The organism is Geodermatophilus sp. SYSU D00758 (genome assembly GCF_054049955.1).
Map to the genome: position 1 here is coordinate 109,448 of NZ_JBJGYK010000006.1, position 22,354 is coordinate 131,801.

Here is a 22,354-nt window from a genome sequence, read left to right on the forward strand (position 1 = left end):
ACTAGGACCTTCCTGCGGTGAGCACGTCTCGGACGGCGTCGGCGGTCGGCTCGACCACCCGCCAATGCGCGACGCTGAGGTCTGCGCGGTCTTCGTCGCTGTAGCCGATGTCGACGACCACGTGGAGTTGAGGCCAGGCGAGCCCCAGGGGGATGCCGTCGGGCGTCTCCTCGCCCTGGACGGGCACGTCCACGCCGGCCTCGGCAAGGGCGAGCACAAGGTGCTTCTCGGCGGCAGTGCCGTTGTCGTACAGCTCCTGCCACTCCGCCGGCAGCGATGCCGCGGGTGACAGCGCCGCACCGCTCGCAGGAGAGCTCTCCGACAGGTCCGCCAGCGTCCTGGTGCTGATGACGGTGGGAGCGGTACGCCGGTTGAGCAGGTTGCTCAACCGGAGCCAGTCGCGCCACGCGGCCTTGTGTTCGGGTCCGACGCGATGGGGCCGGTCGTCCAGGACGAGGGCCAGCTCGATGGCACTGGACGTCGGGTCGACCGCCCGTGCCGCGAGCGCGACGGTGTCGCTCTTCCACACCCAGCCGAACACACCCTCAGCCGGCGCGGGGCTCTGTCCGTCGAGGACGTGGACCGCAGTGGCGACGGAACCGTCGAGGTCAGCGACGCCCTGGTGCTGCGACGCCGAGAGCAGGAACAACGGAAGCCAGTTCGCGAGTCGTTCCAGCGCGTCTGGTTGCGGGTCCTGGATCCAGCTGACGAGAAGGTCCACCGGACCACCCGTGATGAGTTCGACCGACGCGGCCGTCAGCTGGCCCGCGGCCTCCGCGATGATCGCCCCGGTCTGGTCGGGCGAGAACCACGACGGCGCGGACACGACTCCTGCCTCGGCGTCCTCGAGGTCCTGCCAGGTGATACCGAGGACGATGCGACCGCTGTCGCGGAGCACCGAGCGTTTCCCGGCGTCGTCAGCGAGCCGGTTGATCGCGGGGCTGGCGTGGAACTGCCACCCGTCGGCAAAGATCGCCACCTCGGGGATCCCGCCCTGGTTGCACCGCAGGACGAAGTCCGGGACAGACCCCTGGGTGAACTGTTGGGGCTCGAGAGTCCACACCCGTCCGCTACCACCGATGGTGATCGTGGAGCGGTTGCCCTTGCTGGTGGGCTGGTCCTTGATCGTGGCGCCCGCCGCCTTGAGCCGAGCGCCCAGAACGGCGCGGAAGCGCTGCTCGAGGTCTGACTCCGGATCGAAGTCGCGAGGCTCGGTCAGCGTGCAGGTCCAGTCCATCTCATCCGCCGGCTCGTCGCCGTGGCCGCTGGTGAGGATGTCCCGCAGGTGCCGTTCGGCGGCGGCGCGGGAAACCGACCTCACCTGGTGGGGGGCGGCGAACGGCAGCAGGCAGCGGTGGCAGGCGAGACGCTGCTCCGTCTGGCATTCACAGTCGCGCAGGATCGTCCACGCGGTATGCAAGATCGACCACACCGTCTCTGGGTCCGCGAGTTCGGCGAGGTACCCCGTGCCACCAGGGACGACGTCGTGCAGCAGCAACGCCTCGTGATTCTCCGTGCCGTCCGAGTACGTCGGGTCGACGATCGTGGCGACCTGAATGTGGTCGGGCGCTCCGCCGATGCGTTCGCGCAGGCCGAGAAGGATTGCCGCCGACAGGCTGGGGACGGCGAACCCGTCCCCGAGAGTCACCGAGCGGGGCAGTCGCATGACGAGCCCCTCCGTGCGCAGCGTCCGGCTGAGGGCGATGCTCCGGGTGTTCTCGGTGGCGGACTTCCGGTGCGGGCACCAGGGTCGGTGCTCGGTGCGTCGGTTGGCACCGGTGCTGGTGTCCAACTGCCCGCACGACGCGCAGATGCGGAACAGCGGTGCGGCGTACTCAGAGTTCGCCAGCAGGCGTGAGGATCCCTGCCCACCCGCCTTGCCGATGTTCACCCAGCGGATGGTCTGGTCGCGCAGGTGCTTGGCGCCGAACCCGTAGCCCTCGACGAACCATTGCCGGGTGACCCGCTCCGAGTCGATGTCGGCCGCCGTCACCACGGTGAAGACCTCGCTGGTGCGCTCGTCACGGTCGTCGGTGATCACCGCGTCGTCGCGACGCATCGCCGAGTAGACCCGCTCCAGCTCCACGACCTCGAGGCGCTGCTTGGTGTCCGCGATCTCCTTGCCGCCGCACCGAGGGCAGGCAGCCACGCTCCCGCTGACCGCCGGATCTGCCGCGTAGCCGCAGGCCGGGCAGAACACCCAGGTGCGCACGGCCTCGCCGTCATGCCCGAGATCGATGGCGTCGATGACCAGCCTGTGACCGCCGGCGTAGAACGTCGCTCCGGGCGCGAACTCGCGCAAAGCCTGGCTTCCGCCGCGGTGGTACGAGAAGGGCTCGGTCATGTACTCGCCGCTGTCCGGGTCGACCCAGCTGAGCGTGACGTCGAGCGTGACGGAGTCGTCGAGCAGCGTGTAGTTCGGGAGGATTCCGTACTCCTCGAGCACCCCGATCCAGTACTCACCGCGGAGATCGGCGAGCTGCTTCAGTGTCAATCGCAGGGACGCACGTGCGGTGCGGACGGCGCGCTTGTCGTCGTCCGTGGCCGCGGGGCCGTCGGCCACCTTCTGCAGTTCCGGAAGCGCGGCGGCGATCGCTGAGCGCCGGAATCCAAGCGTCTCGACGGCGTGTGCCCAACGGTGCGCTTCCCCGTGAAGGCGGACCGCCAGCGGGCTGGTTCCGGATACGCCGTCGACCGGGGACGCCCAGGTCCGCAGGGCCTCGCGCGCCGCCTCACCGAGGGTCGGGAACCCGTCGAGGAACGCGGCAACCAGTGTGTCCGCGTGGGTCTCGGCTTCGGTGATGAGGGCGTGCAGATAGGAACCAGGCTCGGTGCTGCCGATGGCCTCCTGCGCGCGACGCGGGTGGGGAGCCAGCGGGTCGCGGGCCAGGCGGTCGGCGACGGAGGCGACGTACTGGCGGCGGAGGATCTCCTCGGCGTCGAGGTAAGTCGCGGGGGGACGCACCTGACCGTTGATCACCGACAACGGATCGCCCAGCCGCGGGAGCTGGTCACCGCGACCGGTGACGAACGCCAGGTTCAGGGCGTTACCCGTCAGGCGGCCGGCGCGGCCGACACGCTGCAGGTACGACGCGACGCTGCGCGGCAACGAGGCGAGCATGACCGCCGAGAGGTCGCCGATGTCGATGCCCATCTCGAGGGTGGGCGTGGCGACCAGGACGTTGGGTGCCTGCGGGTTGTCCTGGTGGTTCTTGAACGCCTCCTCGTACCGCAGGCGGACGGCGTCGTCGAGCATGCTCGTGTGCTCACGGGCGACCACCCGACGGATGTCGGTGGACGCGTACATCCGCCGGTAGAAGTTGTCGTCGCGACTCACTCGCTCGAGCCGCCCACCGCATCGAGCCACCATGCACGGGGCCCCGGCCAGCTGGTCGACGACGGTGGTGCTGCCGGGCACCAGCGTCTGGCAGACCTGGCACATCAGGTGATGCCCGCCCGCCTGCAGGTCCGAGAGCTCCACGGGGCCTACGACGATCGAGGACAGCGGCAACTGGTAGATCTGCGCAGCAGTCTGGCTGGTGACGACGCCAAGAACATTGAGCTGAGCAAGCCGCTGCAGCAGAAGGCGGGCCAGCTTCGCTCCGTCCGCTGGGCTGAGACCGAGGTTCTTCGCGGCCCACATGGCGTACCAGCTCTGCGGTGTGGCGACCGCATCGAGGTCGGTCGCCTTTTCCAGCTTCTTGCCGCCGACCCGGGGATAGCCCGGTGCGGGACGCCCTGCAGGAAACGCCGGCATGCCGTCGGAGCGGGGCCGACCGCCCCAGACCGAGTACCTCCGTCCGTCCTCCTGCTGGTACCGGTGAAACCATTCGTGCTCGATGGCGCCGCGTTCCCGCATCCGCTCAAGCACGCCGCGGACCCACGCGGTCTTGGCTCGGGCGTCGGGTGATTCGAGCCCCTCGAGCGTGGGCAGCCCGCCGGCTTCCTCGATCGTCTGGTCGGCTGCTCGCAAGAGGGTGGCGTGACCGACTGACACCTCGGCCGCGACACTGCCGGTGCGCTCGAGCGTTCGCCCGGTGCGGGACTGCAGGCCGAACTCCAGGGCCGCGTCCAGCCGCAGCCGGCGCTTCACGCGGGTGCGAACCGACGCCGGGACGGCGCGAAGCCGGGGCTGTTGCCAGAAGGGGGCGAACTCGTCGCGGTCCACTAGCTCGGGGGGCACGACTCGGTACCGACGGTGCGCGTCGTCCCCGGCGTTCAGCATGACCTCCTCGACGAGCTGGTCGAGGCTCACGCGCTGGTCGCCGACCGCCTCGCGCAGCACCGCGCGCAGAGTGAGGCTGAAGGAGCGGCTCTGAACGAACCCGGCCCGATGAGCGGCGTCCTGCACGCTGTCGGTGAAGACGAGCGCCTTCTTCTCCGCCTCGTCGAGCCCGTCCGTGCCGAACAGAGTGGACAAGGTCACCGAAAGCAGCGTGGCGATGGCCGACCCGAGGAAGCGGATGCCGTTCTTCTGCTGGCAGGCAGGGCAGGCGTCGTCCAGTGACAGCTCCCCCGCGTCGGCGCCGCGGTGAGTGAGCACCGGCAGAACGCGGCCGCTCCGCAGCTCGAGCTCGTCGTCCGGCAGCGTCGCGAGCAGCCGACGTTCCCGGACGGCGAACCACATCAGCCCCTCGACGGGCGGCGCGTCCGGCATCTGGGCCCAGTCGCCCTCGGCCGGCGCATGGATGAGAGGCCGGAACCGCTGGTCGCGCTGGAACCGGCGCCGTCGGATGGTCAGGTCGTCGGTGTCGAGATCGGACCCCGTGGGCGCGAGGATTACGCCCCACCCGGAGCGGCCACAGTGCCGGCAAAATAGCGCGGGCAGTGCCGGCCCCTGTTCGGTGGACGTGGCCTCCTCGATGTCGAGGCTCTCGAGGTCTCCGTCGTCGCTCCAGTGGTAGCGCGGAGTTCCGCTCGCCGTGCGGTCGATGCGGGTCAGCTCCCGCACCCAGAGATGCAGGTCCACGGACGCCGCGTCCCGCCCGACTTCCGACCGAACATGACTGAAGGCGGCCAGCAGCGCGACGACGCATTCCCGCCACCTCTCCGGTTCGGCCCGCTCGGCTCCAGGCCCGGGCTCTGCTTCTCCGGCGAGCGCGCCGGCCAAGTGCTCGACCGACACGGCCGCCGCTGCGGCATCCAGCAGAAGCGGAGTGACCGGGTGCGCCTTCAGCAGGTCGAGAAGAGTCGCGGCATCCACCCCGGCGAGGTCCGGGCTCCCATCGCCCTTGCTGGGTGCGGCGTAGAGGTTCGCCAGTACCGTCTCGGCGATCGCTCGCCCTTCCGCACGCTGGCCTAGGCCCGCGACCGATTCGGTGACGCGGATGACGGCCTCGTCGTCGAGATCGAGAGGCGTGTAACCGAGCGCCGCCACGACGCTGGGGGCGTCGGCGATCCAATCCAGGGGGTCCAGCCGTGTCTCGGTGATGACGCTGCCGGCCGGAAACTCCTCGCCGAAGACGGTGTGAGCAAACTCCAGCATTGCCGCGGGGTCGCCCTTGTCGCCGAGGGTGGCTGACGTGGCAACGGGGGTGATGCGTCCCAGCGGCCGAGTCCAGTCTTCCGGCGTCAGGCCGGGGGCGTCAGCCGCCCAGTGGCTCTTCAGCGCGAGACCGAGACGCCGTAGGAGCATCGACACGTCGGTGCCCTGGGCGCCGTCGTAGGTGTGGAACTCGTCGAGCACCAGGTACTGCAGGCTGCGAGCGCTCTTCTCCCACAGCCCGGCGTCCTCATGCCGTAACAAGAGCTGGTCGAGCATCTTGTAGTTCGTGAGCAGGATGTCCGGCGGGTCGCTGCGGATGACCGCCCGCTCGGTGATCAAGCCCTCCGAAGTCACCTTCGTGCGGCTGGCCCCCTTCTCACCGGTGTAGAGGGCGGCGGTGACGCCGGCCAGGGCATCGACGGACGTCAGCAACTGCGTCAGCCGCTTCGCCTGGTCGTTGGCGAGGGCGTTCATCGGATAGAGGACGATCGCCTTGGTCCCGGTGACGCCGGCGCGCTTAGCGCGCAACACATGGTCAAGGATCGGGTTAAGGAACGCTTCGGTCTTTCCCGAGCCAGTACCCGTGGTGACGAGTGTCGGCAGCGGACGCGACTTGTCCGGCCCGAGGTCGGCGCTGGTGAGCCGGGCGAAGGCTTCGGCCTGATGCCCATACGGCGGGAAGCCCTCGTACCAGTCGAGCGACGACCGCCACCCCGGCTCAGCCGGGCGGAACGGCAGCCTCAGTCGGACGTACGGCCCCTTGAACAAGCCGTTCTTCGGATCGCCGAGGAACTCCGCGAGCGCAGAACGGGCATCGTCGTCGGTGAGGGCGAACGTCGTGGTCAGGTAGTCAAGAAGACTGTCGCGGATGTTCTCCGCCTGCACCGTGGGCAGGAGTTCGCTCACGAACGATCCTTCAGCAGCTGCTCGAAGTGGGCGTACGCCTGCCGCATGTCGGCCTCGCGATCGAGCGTCAGGAACGGCAACTCGTACGTGTAGGTGTTCCCGGCCGGGTTTGTAGCAGTTCGTTCTTCCTCAGAGATGCGCCCACCCTTGGACCGCCAGGTGGTCAGCACAGAGTTCGGGACGAGGCGACCATTCGAATCAAAATAATCACGATTGCGGTCGTACCCGTAGAGAATTGGGAACTGAGTTTTGTAGATGGTTGACAATTCATCAATCGAGAGCCCAAGAACGACAGCCACGATCGCGTCGATCTCCAGAAGCGCTTGACGCCGATCCGCAGCGACACGGAGAGGCGTATTTTCGCTCCACTGCGGAGCAACGTCCCCCAGATGGATCTGATCGGCCCCCGAAGCCGGTTTAGTCCATCCATCCTCATAGAAGTTGGTTGAGAAGCAAGACTCCCAAAGATCGCTATAGGCGCCTGTTACGGCATTAAGCCGCAGGGCGCGCAGCAGAAGCTCGCCCCTTAAGGCCGAGTCGACGTATGCGAGGCGACGGATAGTGGAAGGCGAGATCGTTGACTTAGGCGCCACGCGGACTGCGAAGTCAGAGATCAAGGAGGACAGAAACGCGGAGACCGCCACGACTAGACTCGGGTCAGCCTTACTGGACCCAAGCGATGCAACGCCGTGCACGTGCGCGGCGCCCGGAGGGATTATCGCAGGGATAAGGGACCGACTCCCGCTATTGTCGGTCATATTGCGCCAGGCTACTCGATAGTAGTCACGCGCAGGCTTGGGGTTGCCGCTATCGCCCCACTCGGTGTAACCGCAATCGTAGTCGTATCGGTCGCCCGACGGCTTGTATGCCGTGACCGGGATCGCGTTGGCAGGTAGTGCCTCAAAGTCTGTCGCAGACCAGTCCTGCTTGTTCAGCATGGTCTTATTGGGCGTCTTGTAAAATGGAGTGGCGACAAAAAGGTGTGGCCCTTGCAGAATGACGTCATTCCACGAGTTTGGCGCGCCCCATGCTAGTTCAAAGTAGCCCTTTTTGCGGTCGATGCTTTCATCCCATCCACGCGAGAACTCCAGCCCAAGTTCCGCGATGCGACTGCTTTGCGAAATCTTCTCGAGGACGGAGACAGTCGACCGGTTAACTGCGTACACCATGCGAGTGCGACGCAGGGGGACTTCAGGGCCCTCGAGGACGGCGCGCCAGGTTGCGAGGGTCTCGTCAGTAGCTGTGACTATGCGGTTCCGATGGGGCCGGAGATCCCACTGACCATCAGGGTCCTTGAGACCCGGCTCCGTCCCGGACCCATCCTGCGATAGGGACCGAACCACGGTGTCGGGGTGATAGAGAGAGGACGCAACAATGAACCGCGTGTTCCCAGGGTTGGCGTAGACATGCACTCCGTACGGGACGAGGGTGCCGATGTCGAACAGTCCAAGCCGGTTAATGAAAAGCCAGCACCGCCTCAAACGCTCATACGCGGCGGCCCTCAAGAGGCCTGCCTTTTCGTCAGTGAAATGAGAGTCCGGGTGAATTAGCGCAATGGCCCCATGATTGGAATTGTGCCGCCAGGCCTGCTCCATGAAGCAGCGATAAAGGTCTGGCTGTAGCCCGGCAAGATGGGGGTACTGCTGGGCCGATCCCACAAACGCTGCGGTCGCAGCAACGTCCGCGGTCCCATCTACCACCAGGTCGGCGATGCCAGGCAGGGTGAGAGTCTCTGCCCTCTTCACCGCACGGAGCGTCTCCGAAGGTTTAATCGCGAGCTGCCACCAAGGGTCCCCCTCAGCAAGGAGCGCATCCACGTCCGAGCGCGGACGGACCCACGGAGGGTTACCGACTTGGAGCGAAAAACCGCCTCGAGCGAAAACCGCGGCGAAGTCGAGCTCCCAGTGGAAGAAGCCCTGCTGGGCAGCCACGTATTCGCACACCCGGAGCCATGGGTGCTTGTCCAACACTGCGGACACGGAATACGCGCTGGCGAAGCCAAGGTCGTTCGACTCGAAGTCCCCGAGTTCGTCCCACGTGCTCCCTGCGGCGATGGTCTGCTGACCGGCCGCGACTCGGCCCTTGCCGGCATGCCGGCCGAGCAGCATCTGCAGCGCGTCGATCCATTGATCGAGCGTGGGCGGATGGACGTGCTCACGCCGTCCGTCGACGAGGCGCGTTGTAAGAGTGTCGGTGAGCGGCCAGAACCACAGGGCACACCAGGCGTCCATGACCCGGCGCAGGCGGCGATAGGCGCCGGCGGCGTCAGCGAGTGCTGCCTCGATCTGCTCGCGCTGGACCGCACCGCCTTCGGTCGGCAACTCACTGCCCCACACCGGAATGGCCCGGCGAATTTCGCGCTCGGCGATCTGCAGGCGGCGGAACGCGATCTGCCACAGCGCCTCGACGCGGTAGCCCAGGTCGACCAGGGCGTCGACTTGCTTCGTCGTCGGCTTGGCCTGGATGTCCTTGCGCCAGGTCTTCAGCCGGTCGAGCGCTTCAGGAGCGAGCGCCTTGGCCTCCTTGGCATCCACCGCCGCGCCCCACCCGGCGGACGGCACCAGGAAGTGGTGCACCTGTCCCCCGACGCCGGATGCGAGAGTTTCATCCTCGACGTCCTTCGCCAGCGAGGTGAGAGGCGCGTCCGTCGGCACGTCGTTGAGCCAGGTCTTCTTGGTTACCTGGTCACGACGGAACATCGCTCGTCGCGCACCGATGAGGGAGTTCCCGCGGCGCAGGTGCAGCCCGAACCAGGGAGCGTCGAGCCCCTCGACCATGGTGTCGAGCCACAGCGAGATCTCGGCGAGTTCCACCGCAGTGGCATTGAGGTCAACGCCGTACACCTGGTGCAGGGCGAGGTAGGCCTTGACCTCCTGCAGCCGCCGCGGGTACTCGTCGGGCTCGATGCGCTCGCCGAGCTCCTCCTGCCGTCGTCGCAGGTACTGCTCGGCGAGCTGCCGGACCGCCTCGATCGCAAACGCGCCGGAGCCGAGAGCTGGCTCGCACACGGTTAGCCCGAGAATCTCCTCCGCCGGCGTGGTCGAGCCGTCCTGGTCCAGCAGCTCCTCGAGCGCCTGCGAGACCACGAACCGGGTCAGCACCTCCGGGGTGTAGTAGGAGGCCGACTGCTGGCGCTCACGGCCGGCGAGCCGAAAGACGAACGTGCCCCGCTCGTGCAGCACGGGGCGCAGCTCGCCAGTGACCGGGTCCTCAGCTCGGACGAAATCCGTCGGTGAGATGTCGTCGGCCCGGTCCACGGGCACGACCCACGAGCCCTTGCTCGCGTCGCCGCCCTTGGCGACCTCGAAGAGGTCGGTCTCGGCGAAGAAGCCGGTGTAGCTCATCAGGCCCTCGTACACGGCGCCGAGCTGGTTGATGCCGAGCTCCGCGTACGAGATGAAGCCGCGGTCCTTGCCGCGTGACTCCTTGCTCAGCAGGAGGTGGCGCAGCACCTGTTGAAGTGCAGCGTTGCCGAGGCCGACCTCGTCGATGTGGGCGGTGGCGGCCGGCCGGAAGAGATCGGCCCGCAGGCTGCGGAACTCCAGTCCCTCCGGCGGCCGCCCGTCGTCGGCGATGGTCTTGGTGTCCCGGTCGACCAGCCGAAAGAGCACGGCCAACGAGTCGTACAGGTGAGAGCCGTCCTGCGCGCTGTGGCCGGCGAGCTCGACGAGGGTGAGCTCGCGCAGACGGTCGAGGCTGTAACCACGCTCGTACTCCGGGGAACCGACCGGAAGCACACCGAGCTCGGGCGAGGCCTCGGCGTAGAGCAGGAAGAGGATGCGATAGAGGAACCGCAGAGACTGGATGGCCAGCGGCTGCGCCTGATCCGCCGGCAGCGGCGGCAGGCCCTGACGGGCGCGCCGGCGCACCACCTCGTTGGCCAAGATCTCGATCGAGAGCCGCACGCCTTCGCGGAGGTCCTTCGACACCCCGACGGTGTGCTTGATGGAGTCCCCGAACGTCTGGTCCCACCAGATACCCCCCTCCGCATCGGGAGCCAAGGACTCGGCGCTGACGCAAGTGAGGGCGCGGTCGACCTCTCCGCCGCGGCGGTCGTCGTTGCGCTCGCAGACGAGCTGCAGGTCGACCGCGAGGTACCGGCCCTCCGCCCAGCGGGCCTTCTCGGCGACGAGCAGGAACCGCCCGCCGAGAACCAGCGCGTAGTCGGGGGCCTCGTCGGCGACGAACAGCGCGGAGAGGGTCCGCGCCACCGACGGCAGCTCGGTCTCGTCGTCCAGCCGGAACGGTGCGAGCAACGTGTCGGCGTTCTTGTTGAGCAGCGTCTCGACCGACCCGGTCGCGGCCGCCTCCACGATCGCCAGCGGCGAGCGCTCCGTCATCCCCGGTGCGCTGACCCGAAGCACGGGTCCGGTGCGCTCGATTCGCAGGCCGATGCCGCCGTACCCCAGAACCTCGAGCACGCGCGCGTACACCTGGGGGAGCACTTCGTCGGGGTCGGGGATCAGGTCTGTCTCATCGTCTGCCACACCGAGCCCAGACAGCCGGTCCAGGAGCCAGCGCCGGGCCTCGATGAATCGGGTCCGCGTCGTGCCGGCGTCCTTGGCCTCGTCCCATGCCTTACGCCGAGCAACCACCAAGGCCTGGAACGACTGAGAGGTGGCGTCGGTCGTGAAGAAGTGCTCGGAAATCCAATCCTCACCGATGAGGATGGCGTCGCTGCCGGCCATCAGTTCTCCCCCACCATTGCGCGGATATCGGCGTCTCGTGGGACGACCACCAACAACGGCCGCACGAGCCGACGCTCGGGCAGCATCGTCATGGCCATGTCCCGCTCCTCCTCGACGCGCAGGCGCCGGTCGCGTACCTCGGAGCGCTGGACCAGCACGTCCGCCTCGTCGTCCCATCGATTGGTGCGTTCCGACCACCGCTGGACCCGGTCCCGCGTGGCCGTCTCGGCTGCCTGCACGACGCCACCCATCAGCTGATCGGCAGCCTGCACCGCAGGCCTCACGTATCGCGTCAGCAGGTCGGCGTCCGCGGAGCCGCCGGCATTGATGGCCGGGCCAGTGAAGCCGATGGCCGTGAGCGCGTCTTGCGCCGAGGGGAACGGCTCCACCAGGGCGAAGGAGGGGTTCGCCGGGTTCGGGAACGTCGCGAGCAGGAAAGAGGCCGCGACGACCTGGCCGCGACGGTTGGTGAGGGTGCCGTGAAGCAGCACCGTGAGCTCCGCCGCGTCACTGCGAACCGCGAAGACCTGATTGCGTCCCAGGCTGGCAAGAGCGCGGTCGCTCGCCCATTCGACGACCGGATGGAGGGGAGCCAGAAAATGGGCCTCCGGCCACAGCGAGCTGGACTCGTCCGCGAGGGCCTGGGACAGCTCTGCCTTGCCCCGCTGAACCGTGGTCGCCAGCAGCATCCTCTGGGCCACCCGGCGGGCGGCGAGGTAGGACTGCGGCAACACCTCCAGGCGCTGCCGCAGGTCGGCCGGGGGCACGAACTCGACGATGGAGTGGCCGGGGTGCTCCTTCCAGGAGACGCCATTGGGCGGCGTCGCACCGGGGGTCGGCAGGAACTCCTCCAGGGCCTCGCGGAAGAACTCCAGCTCGTCGGCAAAGACCCCTGCGGGGCCGCTGCCGGTCGAAGTGGTGGGTGCATCGGCGGGCTTCCCGGCGGTGAGCCGGGCGAAAATGCCCGCGATGCCGCCGGACGCAGCCACCTGCTCGACGGTCTGCACCTCGTCGTCGAGGTCGCGTCCTTCGGCGAGCACGCGGCGAATCGCCTCCTCCTCGGCCGCGACGTCGTACTTGCCCATCAGCGAGGCTGAGTCACCGAGTGCGCGATGCGCCTCGTGCTCCTTCTCGACCAGCTTCTTGAGCACCCGGACGTCCCCGGCGAACTGTTCGCTGTCGGGGTTCAGCAGCAGGGTGGTGATCTGCGGCGGGAACTTCTGTCCGTAGCGGTCGATGCGGCCGTTGCGCTGTTCGATGCGGATCAGCGACCACGGGATGTCGAAGTGGATGAGCTCGTGGCACTGGGCGTGCAGGTTCACCCCCTCGGATGCGACGTCACCGGTGACCAGAACCCGGATCGGTGACGACGCCTGCTTGAAGGACTCCACCACCTCCTGCTGCTCGACGTCGCTGAGGCCGCCGTGGAGCAGCCCCACCTGTTCGTCGGCCAGCCCCAGGTCGTCGCGCAGCGCCTTCTGCAGCCATTTCAGCGTCGCGACCCGCTCGGCGAAGACGACGGCCCGCATCTGCTTCCTCGGGCCGACGCCGATCTTCTGCAGGTACTCGACGAGTGCGGCGTACTTCCCGGAGGTCTTCGTGTCCGCCGCGGCCGCCAGACGGTCGAGTTCCTTCAGTGCGTCGATCTCTCGCTGCTGATCCGCCGTCGGGGACGTGCCGAGGCGCCGGATCCGCTCCTTGATCGACTCACGCAGTGCGGCGGGCGAGGAAAGGAACGCCTTGGCGAGGGTCCAGGGGAAAAGACCCGCGTTCGCACCGGAGTAGGGCGAGGACCCGCTAGCCGGATACAGCCAGGTGTCCTCCAGCTCCTGGGCGATCTCGTTCTCTGCCTGGGAGGCGGCCACGAGCAGGTTCTGCGGCTCTTTCCGCTCGGCCCAGTCGCCGCCGACGACGCTGGCGACATCGGGGCTGTGCCGGTGGCGCCGGATGACCAGCCGCCGCACCTCGTCCTCGATCACGGTGCCGTCCGGGCGGACAGCGCTCGGGTCGAGCATCCGGACGAGTTCGGCGAAGGACTCGGCCTTGCCGTTGTGCGGCGTGGCGGAAGCCAGGATCAGCGCGTCGGTGCGCGAGGCGAGCAGGCGGGCCAGTCGGTTGTTCTGCGACGTGGAGTTCGTGACGTTGTGGGACTCATCGATGACGACGGCGTCCCACCGCTGCTTCTGCAGGTGGGCCAGGTACCGGTCGGACTTCAGCGTGTCGATCGAGATGATGACGCGCTTGTAGAAGGTGAACGGGTTGCGGTTGGCCGGCAGCTTCTGGCGAATGCGCTGGATGCCGAGCGAGTCGAGCCGCACGAACGGCAGCGCGAAACGGGTCCAGAGCTCGGACTGCATCTGCTCGAGGACGTGGCGGGGAGTGACCACGAGGATTCGTTCGCCGCGCCCGCGCCGGACCAACTCGGCGAGGATCATGCCGATCTCGAGCGTCTTGCCGAGGCCGACCGCGTCGGCCAGCAGGATCCGCGGTCGCAGGTTCTCGGCGTCGAGGGCCTTGCGGACGGCGGCCTGCTGGTAGCCGAGGGCGTCGGCCAGGCCGCGGGTCGCGACGGTGAGCTCGGGGTCGGTCAGCGGTACCGGCGACTTGCGCAGCATCGCCTCGAGCCAGAGTCGGCTGCGGCGGTAGCCCGGGGAGTCGTCGGCGACGACCTTGGCATCGGCCGGGTCGACGACGTTCACCTTGTCCAGGACCGTGGCGAACGTAGCGGTGGTATCGCGCACCAACTCGGTGAGCCCCTGGACGTCGACCAGCCAGCCGTCGCCGGCCCGCTCGACGTTGGTGACGAGCCACTGCTCGTCGCGGACCTCCACGACCGAACCAGGGGCGGCCGTGAAGTCCTCGGCCGTGCTGGGCATCGTCGCCGTCATGTCTCCCCGTTCCCAGGACTTGGCACTGGGGACGCGGAAGGAACCATCAGGTCGATGGGCTTCCGCCGGTCGCGTCGAAGCCTTCGACCCTTCCGGGAACCAGTGGTTCAGTCCCGCAGGCTGACCTTACATAGGGGAGGCGACCGATCACTAAGGGCACGGGGACGCGTAGCCCAATGGGGCCACTGTGGTCAGTGAGTCGCCGATCCGGGCATCCTCTGCGGCGGCACGATGCGGAGCTAAAGCCGTGGGAAGACGCTCTTCCTCCTCTTGACTTTTCCGCGACCTCATGGCATCTCAGCGCTTGGCGATGAAGAACACGGCGTCTCCGCGACCGCTTGGGCAGACGCTGCATCGGACGCAGGACGCCCCCCCTCTCGATGGACCAGGGAAATATCCGTCGTCTCTTCTCGGAACACGGGTCGGGGCCTGCCGCGCAGGTCCGCTCGCCCGTCGGCGAACGTCTCCGCTGGGTGGGCCGACCGGACCCATGGGCGACACTTCCGGGCCGCCTCCTGGTGCGAGGGATCAACCGGCGCATCAAGGACGACGGCGTCCCCATCAAGCCGGACCTGGTCGTCGCGGACGGCTAGCACGTCCTGGCGGTCGCCGACACGACATACAAGTTGCTCGACGACGACGGCGCCTTTCCGAATGCCAACGTCTACCAGCTGATCACCTACTGCCTTCGGCTCGGACTACCGGCCGGCCATCTGGTCTACGCAGGCGGGTCCCCGACCAGACCGGATACGTACGTCATTCGACAAGCAGGCATCTCGCTGCACGTTCACGCCATTGACCTCACGCAAGACGTGAGCGGCATCGAGACCCAGGTGCAGGTGCTCACCCTTCATGGACATCTCGCAAGTGCCATGGGAGGTCAGGCATCAACCGCCTGAGCAGGCCGCTGGCACCATCTGATACTCCCCAGGAACGGGGAGAACGGCCCTGTCGACTCAAGTCGATCCTACGTCGAACCGAATGTGCCCCTATGTGCCGGCCTTGAGCAGACCCGGCGAGGCTCTGTAAGGGGTGTTCGATGCTCTGGCTCGTCGTAGCGGTCGTCGTGTTGGTGGTCGCCGCCGTGAGCGCGGCCGGCTTGGTTCGGAGGACGCGCGGGTCGTCGATCGGCGAAGTCGTGCCGGGGCGCTTCGCTGCGATGGCGACAACGGCGCTCCGCCCGCAGTCCGAGCTCCTGGACGGGCTCTCGACGTCTGAACCTTCACGGACGGGTCCCGACAGGAGCGCCGACCGGGGACGCTCGGCGAGGCCGGAAGCTGAGTCGAAAAGGGAGCCACGGCCCGCCGGGCGCCGGTCGGCTGTCGACGACGCGATGGTCCCGGGTGCGATCGCGGGCGCCGTCGGCGTCCATGACTGGCTGACCCCGAACCAGAGCGTCCTCGAGGCGGTGCACGCCCTGACCCACGAGCAGGTGTCGAACAGCCTCGATTTATGGGGCACGGTCCAGGAGAACGGCTACAAGCTGTGGACCGAGCAGTCCCTTCTCAAGTGGCGCGGGCACGTCGGCGAGCAGCAGGTCATGGACCAGCTCACCCCGTGGCTCGGTGACCGTGCCCAGCTCGAGTCGCTCAGCAACAACCCCGGTTCCGACCTGTCGATCGACGGGCGCGATTTCAACGTCAAGGTGACGAAGGACTTCGACGGCGGCACGTCCGACCACTTCGCCGAGAACCCAGGCATCCCGGTCATCGTCAACTCCGACGCGGCCGACATCCCACAGGATGCCCTTCACGTCGACCTGTCCGAGCCCTTCGACGTCGCCATGCTCGACGGCCACCACGTCATCGTGGCCGAGGGCCTGACCCTCTCGGGTGCGGAAGACGCTCTTGCGGATGCGTTCGGCCCGGCGGTCGGCCGGATCAACGACGCGGGCGACGTTCTCGATGCCGCATCGTCGGCACTACCCGACGCCACGCTGCCCGTCCTGGGGTCGGCCATCCGAGTTGTGCGCAGCGGCATGAAGGAAAGCGCCCTCCTCAAGCACCACGGAGACACGGGGCGCCTCATCAAGAACGTCACCACCGACGTCGCCGTCACGGGTGGCGGCGTGGCGGCCGGTGGCACCGTGGGCCACATCGTCGGCGGCGGGATCGACGTCCTCACCGGTGGCCTCACCCTCGGCGCCGGTACCGTCCTCGGAGGCATCGTCGGGTCGGCGCTGGGCGGCCTCTTCGGGTCCAAGGCCGCCCAGACCATGAAGTTGGCTCCCTTGCACGAGGCTCGGGCCGACTCGTTGGCCAAGCTGGAGGCGTATTCAGGCAAGGTGGCCGAGGTCGAAGAGCGCACCAACCGGACGTGGCGCGCCCAGATCCTTCCGGCAGCGCGGCGGCGTGCAAATGCCGCGGCCACGGACCTGCAGAAGACGGCCACGACCGCCGTCGCCGCGGCCGACGCCGAGCTCCGCGCAGCGACGACGCTCGACCGCGAGTCGCGGACGCGGCTGCTCGGCGATGCTCGTGGCCGGGTCGAGGCGACCCTCGCTCGGGAGGCGTCCTCGCTGGCCCGCCGGCGCGCGGCGTCCTGGTCGTCCGCGGCAGATGCGGCATGGGAGACGGCGGACGTCTTCGACGTCGTCCTGGCCTCGCCGGGGGGTGAGCGGGTCACCCGAGACTGGCTCGAGGACGCGGCTGCAAGGCACGAACTCGTGCTCGCCGCCGCAGCAGAGACGGCAAGACTGATCGGGGCGACCGCCGTCCGCACACGTGCGGCTCTGGCGTCCTCGCTGGCGGACTCTCGTGCGGACCTGTTCGTCGATGCGCGGCGGCAGCTCGACGGGCCGTTACGCGCGCTGGAGCGGGCGAACGCCAAGGTCCGGCACGAGCTGGTCGCCACCGGGCTCGTGAAGCCGGAGGACGTCGCCAGCGCGCGGTGACCCCACTCGCCGCCGCCGCCGCGCCGGGCATCACCTCTTCGCGATGGAGAACACCACGTCTCCGCGACCGCTCGGGCAGATGCCGCAGCGGATGCAGGCCGACCCCTTCTCGCTGATGAGCGGGATGCGCTTCCCGTTCTCCGGGCAGGGGTAGCGCTTGCCGGGCAGCTCCGCCAGGTCCGCCCGTCCGTCGGCGAACGTCTCAGCCAGGTACGCCCAGTGGACCCACGGATTTCGCTGTTTCGCTGCGCTTGCCGCGGCCAGGTTGTCGGGGTCGACCGACAGGTAGACGGTCAGGTTCGGCAGGCCGGCCAGCACCGGGAGGACGTCCAGGCTCGCCGGGTCGAAACTGCGGGTGTACACCCAGAAGCGGATGTCCGGGCTGGCGCGGACTACGTCCGCCCATGCCTCCGCGTAGGTGAGTGAGAAGAAGTCTCCGTCCCAGTGGATGCGGAAGTCGCGGGGGACGACGGCGCCTCTCTTCTCCGCCCGCTCGCAGTCGGCCCGGAAGCCCGCGATCATGTCGATCAGCAGCGCTGCCATGCCGGCCCGGTCGAGCCCGGTCAGGGTCTCCAGGTTGCCGACCAGGACCTCGCGCAGGCCCCTGTAGAGCTTCTCGAGCTTGCCCGCGTAGCAGACCCGCACGCAGGTCGCCGTGGCTCCTGGGCAGGAGTGGGCACGGCCGGCGGGCAGCCCAAAGCTGTTGGCGATCCTGGGCGTCTTGCCGTTGGGGGACGGCAGGTTGGTGACCTTGCGATCCGCGGACCGGCGCAGCACGCCCGCTGCTCGACCAGCGGGTGCACTCCGGGCAGGTGACCCGCGCCCGTTCCGTACGGACCCCGCGGCAGTGCGCGGCTCCGCTCCGGCCGAGGGCATGGCCGGACCCGGTCACACCGCCGGGGGGCTGTGGCCTCTCCTTCCGGGCGCCCGAACGCTCGGTCGCCGCGCTGCCGCGAGCTGGAGTGCTCGTTCGCTGGCCTGGTGATGACGAACGTCCGCGAGCCCCGTGCCGGCTTCGTCGATGTGAGTGCCGTCCATGGCTGTCCCCTCGACTACGCGAGGAAAACGGTCCCGGCGGCTGGGCAGCAGGACAATGCCGGTCGGCACGCGACACGCCCGCCGGGTTCGGTTGCGGACGGTCTGATCTCACGCCGTGACTCGGTGCGGCGGATGAGCCATGCCATGCGGAGCGGTCGAGAACCGAGCTCACCGGCCCGCTGCCCGCTGCGCTCAAGATCGGCGCCTCGATGGCCGAGAAGTCTTGAGTGCCGGCGCTCCATCTCGTTGATCTGGGCGGCTGACTCGTGCCGCGTCCGCTCGTCGCCCGGGTCCTGCAGCAGCTACTCGCCGAGGAAGCCGGTCAGCACAAGCGCCAGCTGCTCTCCGGGCTGACCCAACGCGGCGTCTCCGGGCTGACCGTCTCGGACGTCAACCGCGTCCTCTACCAGCGGCGCGAGCTGTTCGCACCGGACGGGAGCACGCCGCCCCGCTGGTACCTCGTCGAGGGAACCCACGCCGGTATTCCCTCACCGAGGAAGCCGCCAGCCAGCGAGGCCCTCCCGCGGTGCTACGCGGGCAAGGAGCCCCGGGCCTGGCAGAGGGAGGCTCTTGCCGTCTGGGAGCGCAACGGCCGCCGCGGCGTCGTCGAGGCGGTCACGGGGACGGGCAAGTCGACCGTCGGGGTGCTGGCGGCGGCCGCGGCCCTCGAGGCCGGGGAGAAGGTGCTGATCCTCGTGCCCGGCCTGGAGCTCATGCACCAGTGGCACGGGATCCTGTGCCGCGACCTGCCGGGGATCTCGGTAGGCCGTGGCGGGGACGGCTCCTCGGACGACCTGCGTCGCCATCAGATCGTCGTGTCGACCATGCACCACGCCGGCCGCAACTACATGCTGCCGCTGGGGACGCGAGGTCTGCTCATCGCCGACGAGGTGCACCGCTGCGGAGCCGAATCGTTCGCTTTGGCGCTCGAACCGGAGTTCAGCGGCCGGCTGGGCCTGACGGCCACCTTCGAGCGCAACGACGACGGTCTCGCCGTCCACGTCGAGCCCTACTTCGGCGACGTCATCGCCGGGTGCGACTACCGGCGCGCGCTGGACGACGAGATCCTCGCTCGCTTCCGTGTCGGGCTGCTGGGCGTCGACTTCTCCGCCGAGGAACGCGAACGGCACGACGAATACGACGAGAAGGCCAGGACTCTCCGGCGCCGGCTCGTCAACGACCACGGCTGCGTCGACGAACCGTTCGGTGAGTTCATGATGGAGGTCAGCACCCTCAGCACGGGACGTCACGAGGACATGCGCGCGACCAAGGACGCGCGCGCCTACCTCAACGCCTTCAGCAAACGTCGTCAGCTGCTGGCCGACTGCCGTCCCAAGATGCAGGCCCTGGCCGATCTCGCGCCGGTGCTGGCTGCCGCCGAGCGTGGCCTCGTCTTCAGCGAGACCAAGGACAGCGCTGTCGCAGCCGCCACGGTCCTGCGAGCACACGGCGTCGCGGCACTGGAGTTCACCAGCGGCCTCAGACGCTGGCAACGGACGCAGCGGCTGGCGGACTTCAAGAGCGGACGGGTGCGGGTCCTGGCGGCGCCGCGGGTCCTCGACGAGGGCATCGACGTCCCTCAGGCCGATGTCGGCGTCATCCTCGCGACCACCAAGACCCGGCGGCAGATGATCCAGCGCATGGGCCGGGTGATCCGCCCGAAGGCGGACGGGCGCCCGGCGACCTTCATCGTCATGTACGTGCGTGACACAGCAGAGGACCCGGCCACCGGCGCACACGAGGCCTTCCTCGACCAGCTCACCGGCATCGCCGACGAGCAGATCGACTTCCCCCGTGGGACGACCGGCGCCGAGCTGTTCGCGTGGCACCTGGGCTGGCAGGCGTAGGGCTGCTCCACGGCGGGTGACGGTGCCGGCTGTCGCGGTCGAGCCCTACTCCGCCGTCCGGCCCGACCGGACAGCTGCTTGCCACTGGCCCCGGACCCCGGCGAGGGCTTCCGCGGCGGACACGCGGACGACGCCCTGATGACCGAGGGCGGTCTGCCAGGCCTCCTCACCGGGAGCCCGATCGAACATCCACGGCGCGACCTGGCCGCCGGTGGGTCCCAGGCGGGCGAGCAGGTCGGCGGCCTCGGCGTCGATGTACCCGTGCTCGCTGAGCGCCCAGAGGTCGTAGAGGTCGCGCTCTGCGTGCCGATCGATCCAGCCGACGGTCTTCGCCGCGGCGAACGCGGCGGCGGTGAGGGTGCTCAACGTCGCGGCGGGTGCGTCGGAGTAGCGCTGGACCAGCTCACGCCGCTCGGTCGGCCAGGGGCGGGTAGCGGTCCGCGCTCAACAGCTGCACGCGGATCTGGATGCGCTCCTCGATACCGAGGACCGCCGCCTCGGATCCGGCGGTGTCGGCCGGACGAGGCATCCACGTCACCTCCCCGTGCGATCGGCGCAGGCCACGCGCGACCGCACGCTCGATCCGGCCCGCCACGTCCGACCGACGACCGTGGAACTGCAGATCGATGTCCTCGCTCAGCCGCAGGGTCGGCAGTAACGTGCGCGACAGCGCGGTTCCACCGAAGAAGACGAGGTCATCGGCGCCGTCCATGCCGGCGAGCGCGCCGAGCACGTGGCTGACGGCGTGATCGCGCAGGACCTGCTCGGTGGCGACGCCGAACGCCGACGCCACCCGCGCGACCTCGCCGGGTTCCAGGCTGCGCCGGCCGGGCCTTCCCTGCCGGCGTGCTGCTTCGTCCTCCGCGATCCGCTGCGCTTCACCGCGCAGCAGTGCGGTGCGCAGCCGCGCGGCTGCCGCGACATCGCCGGTGGCCGCCGCCTCGTCGGCCTCGGCGCTGAGTCGCTCTCGTCCCTCGGGTGTGCTCGCGTACGCGCTGGCGGCGGCCAGCCAGCCCGGATCCGAGAGCTCGAGCGCCTCGTAGCGCGTGCGGAGGGGTGCCTCGCTGCCGTCGTCCACCGCGTGCGCCCTACGCGTTCTCGGCGCGCAGCCGGTCGAGCGTGCGCAGCATCCGCTGCGCCTTCGCGATCTCCTCGAGCCGCTCCGGGTCGCAGCGCGGCAGCAGCACCCGTGCGGCGGCCCGGCAGTCGTCGGGCATGCCGCCCAGCCGTGGGCGCCTGGTCAGGTCGAGCGCCGTCTGCTCCGGGGTCGTGACCAGGGCACGGCCGAGATCGGTGGGGTGCAGGACCGCGTCGAGCGCGTCGACGTCGCGGGCGACGAAGGTGACCGTGGCGGCGGGCCGGTCGGTGAGGTGCAGCGGCGCACGCTGCCGCGGGACGGCGACGAACGCCTGCCCGATGGCTCGCGGCAGCGCGCCGAGCAGCCGGGCAGCGGTCAGGTGCATCAGCACCGGGACCCGCTCCCCGAAGATGGCGGTGCCGACCCCCGCGGCGACCGCCTCGAGGGTCGGCATCCAGGTGGGGTCCTGGTCGTCGGGGACGGTGTAGTAGAGGCCGTGCGCGGCCTTGCGCACCCGGGGATCCCGGATGAGCCGGTGCAGCTGCACGCTCGGCTGGCTGTAGACCTCGGCGAGGTCCTGCGGGCGGAAGGTCCGCAGGGGCGCGCGCGTCATCTCCCCGGGCAGTCCGGCCACGTCGCCTCCCCTCTCGCTACGCGGAAACTTATCTCACCGATAAGGATTCGGCTAGTGAAGACCGGAGCTCGAGAGACCCGGGGTCAGCGTTGCCCGGGCGCCGCCATCTAGCCGCAGGTCGGAAGCCGAGTGCGCCGCCGTACCGCCGGGTCACCAGCCGGGGCGGTTCCGTTCGAGCCCGTCGAGCACGAGGTCGAGCCCGATGAGGAACTCCTCGGCGTAGGCGTAGCCCGGCTGCAGCGCGTGCTGCTGGATCAGCTCGGTCAGGTGCGGGTACTCCTCCCGCATCGCCTGCATCACCGCGTCGGCGACCTCCTCCATACCGCCGCCGGCGGGGTCGAACGGCAGGTTCGTCTCCTGCAGCACGAAGCCGTAGACGTAGCTGTCGACCGCCGAGATCGCGTGCGCGGCGCCGGCCAGGCTGAAACCGCCGGCCCGCAGGCACCCGAGCACCGCGTCGTGGTGCCGCAGCGTCGCCGGACCGGGCGCGGTGCGGGAGTCCATCAGGCCGACCGCCCACGGGTGGCGCCGCAGCACCTCCCGGGCCGACTCGGTGCGCCGGCGCATCGCGCCGCGCCAGCCCTCCCCGGCGGCGGGCAGCTCGATCTCGGCGAAGACGAGGTCGACCATCCCGTCGAGGATCGCCTCCTTTCCGGCGACGTGGTGGTACAGCGACATCGCCTCCACGCCCAGCTCACCGGCGAGCCGGCGCATTGACAGCGTCGCGACCCCCTCCCGGTCGGCGAGCTGCACCGCCGCCGTCAGGACGGCGTCGCGGGTGAGCGCCGCGTGCTGCCCGGCTCCGCGGGCGGCGCGTCGAGGCATGTCGTCGTCCTCCTCAGGTCTTGACCTGCCTTACAGCGTAAGCCATCCTTACGGTGTAAGGCAGCCGACGGA

11 protein-coding genes are annotated in these 22,354 nt (G+C 69.1%); 3 read left to right on the forward strand and 8 right to left on the reverse strand.

Going from position 1 to position 22,354, the window contains the following annotated elements; translation table 11 throughout:
- Position 1 precedes the first annotated feature (1 nt).
- The 3 genes from ACI8AC_RS06420 to ACI8AC_RS06430 are packed head-to-tail and all read right to left on the reverse strand — an operon-like array spanning position 2 to position 13,967.
- On the reverse strand, positions 2-6,391 hold the full coding sequence (locus ACI8AC_RS06420) for a DEAD/DEAH box helicase (protein ID WP_456896310.1): 6,390 nt from the start codon (positions 6,389-6,391) through the stop codon (positions 2-4).
- On the reverse strand, positions 6,388-11,079 hold the full coding sequence (locus tag ACI8AC_RS06425) for a class I SAM-dependent DNA methyltransferase (RefSeq protein WP_456896312.1): 4,692 nt from the start codon (positions 11,077-11,079) through the stop codon (positions 6,388-6,390). Before ACI8AC_RS06425 ends, ACI8AC_RS06420 begins: the two co-directional genes overlap by 4 nt.
- Positions 11,079-13,967 (reverse strand): SNF2-related protein, encoded by a 2,889-nt coding sequence (locus tag ACI8AC_RS06430; RefSeq protein WP_456896314.1) that lies wholly within the window; start codon positions 13,965-13,967, stop codon positions 11,079-11,081. Before ACI8AC_RS06430 ends, ACI8AC_RS06425 begins: the two co-directional genes overlap by 1 nt.
- Before the next feature lie 626 nt (positions 13,968-14,593).
- Here ACI8AC_RS06430 and ACI8AC_RS06435 point away from each other — a divergent pair.
- Together ACI8AC_RS06435 and ACI8AC_RS06440 are read left to right on the forward strand one after the other, a co-directional pair.
- Complete coding sequence (locus tag ACI8AC_RS06435) at positions 14,594-14,866, forward strand: hypothetical protein (protein ID WP_456896316.1); 273 nt, start codon at positions 14,594-14,596, stop codon at positions 14,864-14,866.
- A 140-nt stretch (positions 14,867-15,006) separates the two neighbouring features.
- The gene (locus tag ACI8AC_RS06440; protein ID WP_456896318.1) at positions 15,007-16,860 is read left to right on the forward strand and encodes a hypothetical protein; all 1,854 of its coding nucleotides are present in this window, start codon (positions 15,007-15,009) and stop codon (positions 16,858-16,860) included.
- Positions 16,861-16,890: 30 nt separating this feature from the next.
- On the opposite strand, the gene ACI8AC_RS06445 is transcribed toward ACI8AC_RS06440, so the two are convergent.
- Positions 16,891-17,637 (reverse strand): GP88 family protein, encoded by a 747-nt coding sequence (locus ACI8AC_RS06445; protein ID WP_456896319.1) that lies wholly within the window; start codon positions 17,635-17,637, stop codon positions 16,891-16,893.
- A gap of 527 nt (positions 17,638-18,164) precedes the next feature.
- Between ACI8AC_RS06445 and ACI8AC_RS06450 the strand changes: the two genes are divergently transcribed.
- Positions 18,165-19,745, forward strand: a complete 1,581-nt coding sequence (locus tag ACI8AC_RS06450; protein WP_456896321.1) for a DEAD/DEAH box helicase — start codon at positions 18,165-18,167, stop codon at positions 19,743-19,745.
- 45 nt (positions 19,746-19,790) lie between these two features.
- On the opposite strand, the gene ACI8AC_RS06455 is transcribed toward ACI8AC_RS06450, so the two are convergent.
- From ACI8AC_RS06455 to ACI8AC_RS06470, 4 genes are all read right to left on the reverse strand, one after another.
- Entirely contained in the window at positions 19,791-20,147 is a 357-nt protein-coding gene (locus ACI8AC_RS06455) for a nucleotidyl transferase AbiEii/AbiGii toxin family protein (protein WP_456896442.1), read from the reverse strand.
- Position 20,148: 1 nt separating this feature from the next.
- Positions 20,149-20,823, reverse strand: a complete 675-nt coding sequence (locus ACI8AC_RS06460) for a nucleotidyl transferase AbiEii/AbiGii toxin family protein (protein WP_456896323.1) — start codon at positions 20,821-20,823, stop codon at positions 20,149-20,151.
- A gap of 10 nt (positions 20,824-20,833) precedes the next feature.
- Positions 20,834-21,457: a type IV toxin-antitoxin system AbiEi family antitoxin domain-containing protein gene (locus ACI8AC_RS06465; protein ID WP_456896325.1), complete on the reverse strand. Its 624-nt coding sequence runs from the start codon at positions 21,455-21,457 to the stop codon at positions 20,834-20,836.
- A gap of 150 nt (positions 21,458-21,607) precedes the next feature.
- Positions 21,608-22,282: a TetR/AcrR family transcriptional regulator gene (locus tag ACI8AC_RS06470; RefSeq protein WP_456896327.1), complete on the reverse strand. Its 675-nt coding sequence runs from the start codon at positions 22,280-22,282 to the stop codon at positions 21,608-21,610.
- Between the last annotated feature and the right edge of the window lie 72 nt (positions 22,283-22,354).